Here is a 12,528-nt window from a genome sequence, read left to right on the forward strand (position 1 = left end):
TCGTACGGAAGGGGGCGGACTGCCGCCCTACACCTTCAGCCGCGCGGCGATCGGCAGGTGGTCGCTGCCCGTGCGCGGGAGGGTCCAGGAGGCTTCCGGAGTGATCCCGCGGACCATGATCTGGTCGATGCGGGCCATCGGGAACTGGGCGGGCCAGCTGAAGCCGAAGCCGTCGCCCGCGGCGCCCTGCGTGGAGCGCATCTGCGAGGTGACCTCGGACAGGGCGCGGTCGTTCATGGTGCCGTTGAGGTCGCCGAGCAGGATGACCTTCTTGAGGGGTTCGGCGGCGAGCGCGGCGCCCAGCGCGTCCGCGCTGTTGTCGCGCTGGTTGGCGGTGAAGCCGGCGTTCAGCTTGACCCGTACCGAGGGCAGGTGGGCGACGAAGACGGCGACCTGCCCGTGCGGGGTGTCGACGGTGGCGCGCATGGCCCGGGTCCAGCCCATCTTGATGTCGACGGGGTTGCTCGCGGTCAGCGGGTACTTGCTCCAGACGCCGACCGTGCCCTCGACGGAGTGGTACTTGTACGTGTCCGCCAGGGCCTTCTCGTAGACCGGGACGACGCTTCCCTTGAGCTCGGTCAGGGCCAGTACGTCGGCTCCGGACTTCGCCACGGACTCGGCGGTTCCGCGCGGGTCGGCGTTGTCGGCGTCCACGTTGTGGGTGGCGACGGCGAGGTTGCCGCCGGCGCCGGACTTGTCGGTGACCAGGCCGCCGAACAGGTTCACCCAGACCACGGCCGTCAGCAGTATCGCGATGAGCGCGGTCGCCGACCGGCGGAACAGGGCGGCGGCCAGCAGCACCGGCACGGCCAGGCCCAGCCAGGGCAGGAAGGTCTCGGTGAGGCTGCCGAGGTTGCCCACGTCGTTGGGCAGCTGCGCGTGGAAGATCATGACCAGCGAGATCAGTACGGAGAACCCGGCCAGCACGAGCCCGCGCCGCCAGATCCCCCGGTCGCCCCGCAGCTCGGCCAGCCGGCGTCGGAAGCGGGATGCGGAGGGCTCGGGCTCCGAGCCGCCGTTCCCCTTTTCCGTCATGTACGCCTGTGCCATGCCGCTGCCCTCACTGCCGTGCTCGCGCTCCGTCCCCGCCCCTTGACCCTAGGCGATGTACGGAGCCTTCCGTGCGCTACCTGACGACCGCCTGTCGCGGCCGTACGTTCCGGAGGACGAACGTCCGTGCGCCACGGGTTCCGCTTGTCACGAAACGCTCACATTGGCTCGAGCGGGAGTGGGTCGGGGGTGGGGCGGGAGTGGTGCGGGAGTAGGGCAGGGGCCGGGCGCGGGCGGGGCGGGTCCGGCCCGCCGCCGCGGCCACTTCCGCCACGGGCCACCCGGGTGTCACCATGGGGGGTGAGTCCGGGGACGCCGTGAGGGCGCCTCGAGATGACACAAGGAGCAGTTGCAATGACGCATGCCGTTTCGCCTGCCCGCGAACCCGCAGCAGCCTCTCCGTCGGGCCCCACCCTGTACGGGGGCACGGGCACCCGGCGTCTCACCATCCGAGACCTGAGCCTCGCCAAGGAACGCGGCGAGAAGTGGCCCATGCTGACCGCCTACGACGCGATGACCGCGTCCGTGTTCGACGAGGCCGGCATCCCCGTGATCCTCGTCGGCGACTCCATGGGCAACTGCCACCTGGGCTATGACACCACCGTCCCGGTCACGATGGACCAGATGACCATGCTGTCGGCGGCCGTCGTACGGGGCACGAGCCGCGCCCTGGTCATCGGCGACCTGCCGTTCGGCTCGTACCAGGAAGGCGCCGTGCAGGCGCTGCGCAGCGCCACCCGCCTCGTCAAGGAGGCCGGCGTGGGAGCCGTGAAGCTGGAGGGCGGCGAGCGCTCGCTGGCCCAGACCGAGCTGATCGTGCAGGCCGGCATCCCGGTCATGTCCCACCTGGGCCTGACCCCGCAGTCCGTCAACGCCATGGGCTACCGGGTCCAGGGCCGCAGCGACGAGGCCGCGCACCAGCTGCTGCGCGACGCCAAGGCCGCGCAGGACGCGGGAGCCTTCGCCGTGGTGCTGGAGCTGGTCCCGGCCGAGCTGGCCGCCGAGGTCACCCGGTCCCTGCACATCCCGACGGTCGGCATCGGCGCGGGCGCGGAGTGCGACGCGCAGGTGCTGGTGTGGACCGACATGATGGGCCTGACCGGCGGGAAGATGCCGAAGTTCGTGAAGCAGTACGCGAACCTGCGCCAGACCATGAACGACGCGGCCAAGGCTTTCGCCGCGGACGTCGTGGGCGGATCGTTCCCGCAGGCGGAGCACGCCTTCCACTAGCGGCCGGCACGGCAGCGACCGACGGCCCGCCGACGCGATGTCGGCGGGCCGTCGCACGCCTGTCGGCCGGCTGTCGGTGCTTTGTCAGTGGCACCTGGTCCCATGGTGGGCATGACGCGAAACGACAAGAACCCCAACGCCGTGGAAGTACGGGGGCTGGTCAAGCACTACGGCGAGACGAAAGCCCTGGACGGTGTCGACCTGGACGTCCGCGAGGGCACCGTCCTCGGGGTCCTGGGACCCAACGGCGCCGGCAAGACCACCCTGGTGCGCTGCCTGTCCACCCTGATCGTCCCGGACGCCGGCACGGCCCGGGTCGCCGGCTTCGACGTGGTCCGCCAGCCCCGGCAGCTGCGCCGCACCATCGGCCTCACCGGCCAGTACGCCTCGGTCGACGAGAAGCTCTCCGGCTGGGAGAACCTCTACATGATCGGGCGGCTGCTCGACCTGTCCCGCAAGGACGCCCGGTCGCGCGCGGACGAGATGCTGGAGCGGTTCTCGCTGACCGAGGCCTCGAAGAAGGCCGCCATGAACTACTCGGGCGGCATGCGCCGGCGCCTGGACCTGGCGGCCTCGCTGATCGGCAACCCGGCCGTGCTCTACCTGGACGAGCCGACGACGGGCCTGGACCCCCGCACCCGCAATGAGGTGTGGGACGAGGTCCAGCGGCTGGTCGCCGAGGGCGCCACCGTGCTGCTCACCACCCAGTACATGGAGGAGGCCGAGCAGCTCGCCAGCGAGCTGACGGTCATCGACCGCGGCAAGGTCATCGCCAACGGCAAGGTCGACGAGCTGAAGGCCCGGGTCGGCGGCCGCACGCTGCGGCTGCGCCCCGTGGACTCCGCCGACCTGCCGGGCATGGCCCGCTCGCTGGCCGAGGCCGGGCTCGACGGCGTGGCCGGCTCGCAGGCCGTGCCCGACGAGGGCGTCCTGCTGGTGCCGATCCTGAGCGACGAGCAGCTGACCGCGGTGGTCGGCCTGCTGGCCGCCCGCGGGTACGCGATCGCCGACCTCGGCACCTACCTGCCCAGCCTGGACGAGGTGTTCCTGTCGATCACCGGCCAGAAGCCCACCACCGAGATGACCGAGGAAGTCGCGGCATGAGCACGGTAACCACGACGAAGCAGCCCGCCGGGAACACGCCCGTCCGGGCCGCCGCGGCCCCTCTGCCCGGGGAGGGCCGGATCGGCCTGCGGGCCAACCTGCGGCACATCGGCGCCCTGGTGCGCCGCAACGCCCTGCAGATCAAGCAGGACCCCGAGTCGATGTTCGACGTCCTGTTCATGCCGATCATCTTCACGCTGCTGTTCGTGTTCGTCTTCGGCGGCGCGATCTCCGGCAAGGGCAACCAGGCGGACTACGTGAACTACGTGGTCCCGGGCCTGATGGCCATGATGGGCATGAACATCGCCATGGCGGTCGGCACCGGGGTCAACGACGACTTCAAGAAGGGCGTGATGGACCGCTTCCGGTCCATGCCGATCGCCCGGTCCTCCGTACTCCTCGCCAAGATCGTCGTTGAGCTCGGCCGGATGATGGTGGCCATCACGATCCTGCTCGGTGTCGGCTTCATCCTCGGCCTGTCGATCAAGTCCTCGGTCCTGGACCTGTTCCTGGCCATCGGCCTCTCGGCCGTCTTCGGCGCCTCGCTGATGTGGATCTTCATCCTGCTCGGTCTCACCATGAAGACCGCGCAGGCCGTCCAGGGCATGGCGATGCTGGTCCTGATGCCGCTGCAGTTCGGCAGCTCGATCTTCGCCCCGCCGTCCACGATGCCGGGCTGGCTGCAGTCCTTCACGGACTACAACCCGCTGTCCAACCTGGCCGACGCGGCCCGCGCCCTGATCAACGGGGGTCCGGTCGGCGACTCGGTGTGGATGACCCTCGCCTGGTCGGTCGCCATCACCGCCGTCACCATGCCGCTCGCGGTGCGCAAGTTCCGCCAGAAGACCTGATCCGCGGACCGGTCCGTTCCGGATCGCGTCCCGGACGGGCTCCGGCCGGGGGCCGGGTCAGATGAGGGCGGTGGCCTCCTCCAGGGTGAGGCCGCCGCCTTCGGCGTACGCCGCCTCGTAGCCGGCCTCGCCGAGCGCCGCCCGCGCCAGCTCCTCCACACGGGCGGCGTCCTCGCGTTCCGTGCTGACGGGGAAGTGCCCGGGCGGCAGCAGCGCCCGGTAGGCGCCGAGCAGCCGGGCGGCGTCGTACTCCCGCCGCGGGCCGCCGAGCGCGGCCAGCGAGCACGCCGCGGTCACCAGGTAGACCGTCGGCATCTGCGGCGCCACCATCCGGGCGAGCGGGTCCTGGACGGTGGCCATCGCCTGGCGCAGCAGGGTCAGCGACTCCTCGTACTCGCCCTCCTGGTTCGCCAGCCAGGCCAGCGTGCCGAGCAGGAAGCCGTCGAAGATCGCGAACGCGCCGAAGGCGAACTCGTCGCGCAGGGTCTGGAGATGGGCGCGGGCCTCCGGGATGCGGCCGGTGCGGCCCAGGATGCCCGCGAGGAACATCCGGGCGGCAGGCATGGCCTCGTTGCCGTACTGCTGCACCGTGGCGACGATCCCGGTGAGGATCTCCTCGGCCTCCTCCATCCGGCCGCTCTCGCTGAGGGTCCCGGCCATCCGTACCCGCAGGACCGTCACCTGCGCCTTGGCGCCCAGGCGTTCGGCGTACGCGATCGCCTCGCGGAAGTCCCGGGCGGCCAGGGCGTACTCGCCGCGCTTCTCCAGGGACTCGGCGCGGGCGGAGAGCGCCTCGGCGCAGCCCCAGGCGTCGCCGAGCTCACGGAACAGGGCGAGGCTCTCGTCGGCGTCGCGGGAGGCGTCGCCGGCCCAGTCGGCCCGGTTGGCGAGGATGTTGGCCCGCAGCTGGAGGGCGGAGGCCAGCTCCCAGCGGTAGCCGAGCTCGCGGGCGGTGTCGACGGTCGCGTCGATGACCCGCTGGAGCCGTCCGGGATCGCCCGCGATCATGACGGCGTACACCCAGAGGGAGGCGGGGGTCCGGCAGGTCTGCGGGAGTCCGGGGCGGTAGGCGGCGATCACCCCGTCGACCTGGGCGCGGACGTCCGGGCTGTTCCAGTCGGCCTTGGTCTGGTCGCGGGAGGCCAGCCGGACCAGGTGGACGGCGCGCCAGGCCTCGGTGAGCGCTTCGCCGGCGTAGGGCGGGGGCCTGTCGACGAGCCGCTCGTACACCGGCTCGGCCGGCGCGACCACCGGCCCGGCGAACGGGTCGGGGCCGAGGGCCGCGGCCGCGTCGCTCCAGTGCCGGGACTCGGCGCGCAGGTCGTGCATGTGCCAGTACCAGCCCAGCGAGTGGATGAGGCAGAGCACTTCGTCGGCGTCGCGGGCGGCGACGGCCTTGCGCAGGGCGGTACGGATGTTCTCGTACTCGGTGGCGAGCCGGTCGGCGGCCGCCCGCTGGCCGTGGCCGCGGAGCAGCGGCTCGCTGGTGCGGGCCAGTTCGCGGTAGTGGACGAGGTGGCGGCGCTCGGTGTCCTCCCGGTCGCGGCCGGCCTCGGCCAGGCGCTCGGCGGCGTACTCGCCGACCGTCTCCAGCAGGCGGTAGCGCATGTCGGAGCCGTCGGGGCCGGGGGCCGCGACGACCAGGGACTTGTCGACGAGGGAGCCGAGCGTCCCGGCGACGTCGAGGACTCCCCCGGCGCACACCGTCTCGGCGGCGGCGAGGTCGCAGCCGCCCGCGAAGACGGACAGCCGGCGCAGGACGGTGCGCTCGGGCTCCTCCAGCAGGTCCCAGGACCAGTCGACGACGGCGCGCAGGGTCTGCTGCCGGGGCAGCAGGGTCCGGCTGCCGCTGGTCAGCAGCCGGAACCGGTCGTCGAGGCGGTCGGCGATCTGGCGCGGGGTGAGCAGCCGCAGGCGGGCCGCGGCCAGTTCGATGGCCAGCGGCAGCCCGTCGAGGCGGCGGCAGATCTCGGCGCAGGCGGCCGGGTCCTGGGCCACGGTGAACCCGGCGCGGGCGGCGGCGCCGCGGTCGGCGAGGAGCCGCAGCGCGACCGGGTCGGGCAGCGGCTCCACCGGGCGCAGCGTCTCCCCGGGCACGCCGAGGGGTTCGCGGCTGGTGGCCAGGATCCGGATGCCGGGGCAGTGCGTGAGCAGCCGCTCGGCGAGCTCGGCGGCGGCCTCGACGACGTGCTCGCAGTTGTCGAGGAGCAGCAGGAGGCGCCGGCGTGCGCAGTGCTCGGCGAGGCGGTCGAGGGGGTCGTCCCCGGTGCGGTCGGTCAGCGCCCGCAGCTCCTCGGCGGCGGCGCCGCGCAGCTTGGTCTCGCGCGCGCCGAGCGCGGCGAGCACGGCCTCGGCCACGTCCTCCGGGTCGGCAGGCCCGTCGATGGGTGCCAGCTCGACGAGCCACACCCCGTCGGGCCAGCCGTCCGGGTCCTGCGCCTCGGCGGCCTCCTGGGAGAGCCGGGTCTTGCCCGCCCCGCCGGGGCCGAGCAGAGTGACGAGCCGGGCGCGGGCGAGGTCGCCGCCGATGTCGCGGATGTCCTCCTCGCGCCCGACGAAGGTGGTGAGCCGGGCCCGCAGGTTGCCCTGCGCGGGCTGCCGGCCGGGCTGCTCGGGCGGCCCGGACGGCCCGGGCCTGAACCGGCCGGGCGGCTCGGAGGCGGAGTGCGGGACCGGCTCGGGCCGGGGGTTCAGGAGCTCGGCGTGCAGGGCGCGCAGGGCGGGGCCCGGGTCGGTGCCCAGGCGGGCGGCCAGGTCCCGGCGGACGGTGTCGTACGCCTCCAGGGCCTCCGCCGGGCGGTGCGCGTCGCGCAGCGCCCGGATCCGCAGAGCCTGCAGGGACTCGTCCAGCGGCTGCCGCGCGCACAGCGCGGTCAGCTCCGGCAGGGCCTGCTCCGCCCCGCCCAGGGCCAGGGCCGCGGCGATCCGGCCCCGGCGCGCGTCCATCCGTACGGCGTCCCAGCGCGCGGACTCCGCGGCCGGGTCGGGAAGGTCGGCGAGGGCGGGGCCGCGCCACAGGGCGAGGGCCTCCTCGTACAGGGCGGCGGCCTTGGCCGGGTCCCCGTTCTCCAGGGCCTCGGCGCCGGCCCGGGCCAGCCGCTCGAAGCGGTACAGGTCGACGTCCTCGCGGTCGGCGGCCAGCAGGTAGCCGCCCTCGGCGGAGCGCACGGCCTCGTGCCCCAGCGCCCGCCGCAGCCGCGCGACCAGCGCCTGGAGCGCGGCCGGCGCGTCGGCCGGCCGGTCGCCGTCCCACACCTCGGCGACCAGCAGGTGCGCCGTCACCGCCCGGCCGGGCCGCAGCGCGAGCGCGGTCAGCAGCGCCCGCAGGCGCGCTCCGCCCACGGCGACGGGGCTCCCGTCGTCGCGCATGGCCTGGGTCGTACCGAGAATCGCGTAACGCACCGGCCCATTGTCCCCGGACCGGCGCCCGGCCCCGACCTTATTTCCGTAGGGCAACCGGGATAGGTTTCGCGGCATGGTTCACCAGGGCAGCCGCGGAGAGCGGCGGATCAGTTCCGTATTCCTCGGCATCGCGGCCGTCATGGCGGTCACCGGCTGGGCCGTGTGGACGGGGTACTCGACGAGCACCGGGCTCGCCGTGTTCCTGTTCGTGACCTCGGCGTGGGTGGTCTCCCTCTGCCTGCACGAGTACGCGCACGCCCGCACCGCGCTGCACGGCGGCGACCTGTCGGTGGGCGCCAAGGGCTACCTGACGCTGAACCCGCTCAAGTACACGCACGCGCTGCTCAGCATCGTCCTGCCGGTGCTCTTCGTGATCCTGGGCGGGCTGGGCCTGCCCGGCGGCGCGGTGTACATCGAGCGCGACCGCATCCAGGGCCGCTGGAAGCACAGCCTCATCTCGGCGGCGGGCCCGCTGACCAACGTGGCCTTCGCCGTGGTGTGCACGGCCCCGTTCTGGCTGGACGCCCTGGACGGGGTCCCGCTCGCCTTCCGCTACGCGCTGGCCTTCCTGGCGCTGCTCCAGGTCTCGGCGGCGATCCTGAACTTCCTGCCGGTGCCGGGCCTCGACGGCTACGGGGTGATCGAGCCCTGGCTCCCGTACCGGATCCGCCGCGAAGTGGAGCCGCTGGCGCCGTTCGGCCTGATCGCGGTGTTCGCTCTGCTGTGGATCCCGGAGGTCAACGCGTTCTTCTTCGACGTGGTGCGCGACATCCTGACCGGCCTGGGCGTGTCGGACCTGGAGACGTACTGCGGCCGCGACCTCTACCGCTTCTGGCAGGAGGCCGACGGCCTGTGCGAGGTCCCGCAGGGCTAGCCCGCCCCTAGGAGGCGCGGGCCGCCTTCTCGGCCTTCGCCTTGCGGATGTAGTACCAGGCCATGTTGGACGTGAGCCCGGCCAGCAGCACCCAGACGATCCCTATGAAACTGCCCTCGACGAAGGCGACGACGGCCGCGGCGATGGCGAGAACGCAGACGACAACGGCGAAGACGGCAAGGCGGGGCATGGAAGGAGCTCCTCGAAAACACTGAACGGGGCCGAGCCCCTCCAGTGTCTCCCATGCCCCGCAGTGTTCCCGTAAGGGCGGGCGTCCGGCCGGCCCGCCCGGTCAGACGTCCGTGATGCGGAGGCCCGCGTGGGCCTTGTAGCGGCGGTTGGTCGAGATGAGGTTGGCGACCAGGGACTCGACCTGGTGGGCGTTGCGCAGGCGGCCCGCGAAGACGCCGCGCATGCCCGGGATGCGGGCGGCGAGGGCCTGGACGAGGTCGGTGTCCGCGCGGGATTCGCCGAGGACCATGACGTCGGTGTCGATCTCGTCGATCGACTCGTCCTGGAGCAGGACCGCCGAGAGGTGGTGGAAGGCCGCGGTGACGCGGGAGTCCGGGAGCAGGGCGGCGGCCTGCTGGGCGGCGCTGCCCTCCTCGACCTGGAGGGCGTAGGCGCCCTGCTTGTCGAAGCCGAGCGGGTTGACGCAGTCCACGACGAGCTTGCCCGCGAGGTCCTCGCGGAGGGCTTCGAGGGTCTTGGCGTGGCCCTCCCACGGCACCGCGATGATCACGATGTCGCTGCGGCGCGCGCATTCGGCGTTGTCCGCGCCCTCCACGCCGAGGCCGAGCTCTTCGGCGGCGGTGTGCGCGCGGTCGGCGGCGCGGGAGCCGATGATCACCTTCTGGCCGGCCCGGGCGAGCCGGTAGGCCAGGCCGCGGCCCTGGTCGCCGGTGCCGCCGAGGACGCCGACGACGAGGCCGGAGACGTCCGGGAGGTCCCACGGGTCCTTGGCGGGGGCCTTCGCCGGGGGCTGCTGCGTGCTGTCTGTGGAGGTCATGGGGGCGAGGGTACTGCCGAGTACCTCAGAGGAGGAGAGAAGGGAGGAGAGAAGGGAGGAGGGAAAGGAGGGGGTGGGGAGGGGGGCGAAGTGGTCACGCTTGTCCGGTTGATGGTGCAGGATGCCGCCATGGATGCCGTGAGAGTCGCGCTGCTGCGCGAGGTCCTCGCCGGTACGCAGTGGCCCGGCGCCGCCCGCCGCTTCGCGGGCTCGCTGCGCCGCTCGGTCGTGCCGGCCGGCGGGAACCTGCTGCTCGTGGGGACCGAGCGGTACGAGCCCTGGCACCTGGCCGCGCACCTCGTGGACGAGGCCGCCTGGTCGGGGCTGCCGGAGCTGGCGCCCACCCTCGTGCGCCACCGCGTGCGGCCCGGGCAGCCGCCGCACCTGTCGGTGGGGCTGGGCAGGCTGGCGGCCGCCCGGCGCGGGCACACGGTGCTGGTGGTGGCTCCCGGGGAGCCGGGCGAGGGGCTGCTGGAGCGCGTCCACGACGCCCGGCGCGCGGGGGCGACCGTACTGTCGCTGGACGGCGGGGATCCGGACCTGGGCGCGCTCGCACACGACGCGCTCTCGGTGCCGGCGGGCCCCGCGCAGGGGACGCCGCTGCCCGCGGACGGCTGGGGGATGGATCTGGACACCCTGCAGCACCTGGTCAGCGCGGCGGCCGGGGAGAACAGCCTGCCGGCGCAGCGCGGGCCGCGCCGCTTCCGGGACCGGCTGGCGCGGCTGGCCGATCAGCTGACCGCGCCGCCGCCCAGCCGCTGGTAGCCCGCCGTCAGGTCGCCGTGCCCGCGGCGCCGCCGCCTTCCTCCCGGGACTTGTCGTTCCACTTGGGGTCGTTCTGCCATTCGAGGTTGCGTTCCTGTGCCGTCTCCATGGCGTGGGCCGCTTCCTCCCGGGTCCCGTACGGACCGAAGCGGTCCTTGGCAGGGCACTCGGGGCCTTCCTCGACCTTCTGGTGGACCAGGCAGTAGTACCATTCGCCCGGTTTGCCCACCTGGCGCTTCTTGAACAGGGCCATCGCTGTCGGGCTCCTCTCGATACCGCCGCTACCGCTCTCTGCCGCCATGCTGCCCCATCCCCGCTGGATACACTCGCTTGCATGTCTGGCCAGTCGCTGCTCGTACCAGGCGAGCTCTCTCCCGTCCGTTCCGTTCCCGGAAACATCCGCCGTCCCGAGTACGTGGGCAAGCCCGCACCCACCCCGTACACCGGACCGGAGGTGCAGTCGGCCGAGACCATCGAGGCCATGCGCACCGCCGGCCGCATCGCCGCCCAGGCGATGGAGGAGGCCGCCAAGCTGATCGCGCCGGGGGTGACCACCGACGAGCTGGACCGGGTCGCTCACGAGTACATGTGCGACCACGGCGCCTACCCGTCGACGCTGGGCTACCGGGGTTTCCCCAAGTCGCTGTGCTCCTCGGTGAACGAGGTCATCTGCCACGGGATCCCGGACTCCACCGTGCTGCGCGACGGCGACATCGTGAACCTCGACGTGACCGCGTACATCGGCGGGGTCCACGGCGACAACAACGCCACCTACCTGTGCGGGGAGGTGGACGAGGAGTCGCGGCTGCTCGTGGAGCGGACCCGGGAGGCACTGAACCGGGCCGTCAAGGCCGTCAAGCCGGGCCGCCAGATCAACATCATCGGCCGGGTCATCGAGTCGTACGCGAAGCGCTTCGGCTACGGCGTGGTCCGGGACTTCACCGGTCACGGCATCAACTCGTCGTTCCACTCCGGCCTGATCATCCCGCACTACGACAGCCCGCACGCCACCACCGTCATCGAGCCCGGGATGACCTTCACCATCGAGCCGATGCTGACCCTGGGCACCCACGAGTACGACATGTGGGCCGACGGCTGGACCGTCGTCACCAAGGACCGCAAGCGGACCGCGCAGTTCGAGCACACGCTCGTCGTGACGGACGAAGGGGCGGAGATCCTGACGCTTCCGTAGCCGCGTCCGCGGCCGCCGCTTTTTACCGACAAGGCGTCGGGAACTCATTGACTTAGGCATGCCTAAGTAGGAGGATCGGACGTGGCGGGCATGCCGCCACGTCTGTTTACTCTTTCTGGAGGTCCGTGTTGGACGCCTTCTCTACGGTCATCCGCGTCGCCTCGCACGAGCAGCACACCGAAGCAGAGACGTCGACCTTCATGAGCGACCTGCTCGGCGGTCGCCTCGGAGTGGATGCGTACACGCGCTACACCGAGCAGCTGTGGTTCGTGTACCGGGCCCTGGAGGACGCCGCCGAGTCCCTCAAGGACGACCCGGTCGCAGGTCCGTTCATCCAGCCCGAGCTGATGCGCGTCGCCGAGATCGAGCGCGACCTCGCGCACCTGCTCGGCCCGGACTGGCGCGAGCACGTCGTGGCGCTGCCCGCGACCGAGGCCTACGCCGCCCGGGTGGCCCAGTGCTCGGCCGAGTGGCCCGGCGGCTACGTCGCCCACCACTACACCCGCTACCTCGGCGACCTCTCCGGCGGCCAGATCATCCGCGACAAGGCGGAGCGCACCTGGGGCTTCGAGCGCAAGGGCGACGGGGTCCGCTTCTACGTCTTCGCGGACATCTCCAACCCGGCCGCCTTCAAGCGGACCTACCGCGAGCTGCTGGACGCCATCGCGGCGGACGACCTGGAGAAGCAGCGCATCGTCGACGAGTGCAAGCGCGCCTTCGACTTCAACGGCGCGGTCTTCCGCGAGCTGGGCGAGCAGTTCCGGCTCAGCGCCTAGTCCCCGCGGGGCAGTCGGCGTACGGAGGGCCGGGCCCGGGGGGTGGGACCCCGGCGGCCCCGGTAGCCAGGGCCGGGCCCCGGGGGGGCGGGGGGGGGGGGCCCCGGGGGGGGGGGGGGGGGGGGGGGGGGGGGGGGGGGGGGGGGGGGGGGGGGGGGGGGGGGGGGGGGGGGGGGGGGGGGGGGGGGGGGGGGTTTTGGGGGGGGGGGGGGGGGGGGGGGGTGGGGGGGGGGGGGGGGGGGTGGGGGTGGCTGGGCGGGCTGGGGCTGGGTTGG

At 73.0% G+C, this 12,528-nt stretch carries 12 protein-coding genes; 7 read left to right on the forward strand and 5 right to left on the reverse strand.

Annotated features, from left to right (window positions below; translation table 11 throughout):
- Positions 1-27 precede the first annotated feature (27 nt).
- Positions 28-1,050, reverse strand: coding sequence for an endonuclease/exonuclease/phosphatase family protein (locus ACFWP3_RS28130; protein WP_384226362.1), 1,023 nt, complete (start codon positions 1,048-1,050; stop codon positions 28-30).
- A 333-nt stretch (positions 1,051-1,383) separates the two neighbouring features.
- On the opposite strand from ACFWP3_RS28130, the gene panB reads away from it, so the two are divergent.
- From panB to ACFWP3_RS28145, 3 genes are all read left to right on the forward strand, one after another.
- Positions 1,384-2,280 carry a 3-methyl-2-oxobutanoate hydroxymethyltransferase gene (gene panB, locus ACFWP3_RS28135; RefSeq protein WP_384226364.1) on the forward strand — a complete coding sequence of 299 codons (897 nt, stop codon included), beginning with the start codon at positions 1,384-1,386 and terminating at the stop codon, positions 2,278-2,280.
- A gap of 102 nt (positions 2,281-2,382) precedes the next feature.
- Positions 2,383-3,384, forward strand: coding sequence for an ATP-binding cassette domain-containing protein (locus ACFWP3_RS28140; protein ID WP_384226366.1), 1,002 nt, complete (start codon positions 2,383-2,385; stop codon positions 3,382-3,384).
- Positions 3,381-4,235: an ABC transporter permease gene (locus ACFWP3_RS28145; RefSeq protein ID WP_384226368.1), complete on the forward strand. Its 855-nt coding sequence runs from the start codon at positions 3,381-3,383 to the stop codon at positions 4,233-4,235. The genes ACFWP3_RS28140 and ACFWP3_RS28145 overlap by 4 nt, the downstream gene beginning before the upstream one ends.
- 57 nt (positions 4,236-4,292) lie before the next feature.
- Here the strand turns inward: ACFWP3_RS28145 and ACFWP3_RS28150 are convergent, their stop codons facing one another.
- Complete coding sequence (locus tag ACFWP3_RS28150; RefSeq protein WP_384226370.1) at positions 4,293-7,637, reverse strand: BTAD domain-containing putative transcriptional regulator; 3,345 nt, start codon at positions 7,635-7,637, stop codon at positions 4,293-4,295.
- 73 nt (positions 7,638-7,710) lie between these two features.
- Here ACFWP3_RS28150 and ACFWP3_RS28155 point away from each other — a divergent pair, with 73 nt between their 5' ends.
- Positions 7,711-8,511, forward strand: a complete 801-nt coding sequence (locus ACFWP3_RS28155) for a site-2 protease family protein (protein ID WP_384226372.1) — start codon at positions 7,711-7,713, stop codon at positions 8,509-8,511.
- 7 nt (positions 8,512-8,518) lie between these two features.
- Here ACFWP3_RS28155 and ACFWP3_RS28160 read toward each other — a convergent pair whose 3' ends face one another.
- A complete protein-coding gene (locus ACFWP3_RS28160; RefSeq protein ID WP_384226375.1) occupies positions 8,519-8,701 on the reverse strand; it encodes a hypothetical protein in 183 nt (60 codons plus the stop codon).
- Between the two features lie 102 nt (positions 8,702-8,803).
- Entirely contained in the window at positions 8,804-9,520 is a 717-nt protein-coding gene (gene npdG, locus ACFWP3_RS28165; protein ID WP_384226377.1) for an NADPH-dependent F420 reductase, read from the reverse strand.
- Between the two features lie 129 nt (positions 9,521-9,649).
- Between npdG and ACFWP3_RS28170 the strand changes: the two genes are divergently transcribed.
- The gene (locus ACFWP3_RS28170) at positions 9,650-10,285 is read left to right on the forward strand and encodes a hypothetical protein (RefSeq protein ID WP_384226380.1); all 636 of its coding nucleotides are present in this window, start codon (positions 9,650-9,652) and stop codon (positions 10,283-10,285) included.
- A 7-nt stretch (positions 10,286-10,292) separates the two neighbouring features.
- Here the strand turns inward: ACFWP3_RS28170 and ACFWP3_RS28175 are convergent, their stop codons facing one another.
- On the reverse strand, positions 10,293-10,538 hold the full coding sequence (locus ACFWP3_RS28175; RefSeq protein ID WP_384226382.1) for a hypothetical protein: 246 nt from the start codon (positions 10,536-10,538) through the stop codon (positions 10,293-10,295).
- A gap of 81 nt (positions 10,539-10,619) precedes the next feature.
- On the opposite strand from ACFWP3_RS28175, the gene map reads away from it, so the two are divergent.
- Together map and ACFWP3_RS28185 are read left to right on the forward strand one after the other, a co-directional pair.
- The gene (gene map, locus ACFWP3_RS28180) at positions 10,620-11,477 is read left to right on the forward strand and encodes a type I methionyl aminopeptidase (RefSeq protein WP_384226384.1); all 858 of its coding nucleotides are present in this window, start codon (positions 10,620-10,622) and stop codon (positions 11,475-11,477) included.
- A 128-nt stretch (positions 11,478-11,605) separates the two neighbouring features.
- Positions 11,606-12,253, forward strand: a complete 648-nt coding sequence (locus tag ACFWP3_RS28185; RefSeq protein ID WP_384226386.1) for a heme oxygenase (biliverdin-producing) — start codon at positions 11,606-11,608, stop codon at positions 12,251-12,253.
- Positions 12,254-12,528: the final 275 nt, after the last annotated feature.

The sequence above is a fragment of the Streptomyces sp. NPDC058525 genome (genome assembly GCF_042719495.1).
In the GTDB taxonomy this organism is placed as follows: Bacteria; Actinomycetota; Actinomycetes; order Streptomycetales; family Streptomycetaceae; genus Streptomyces.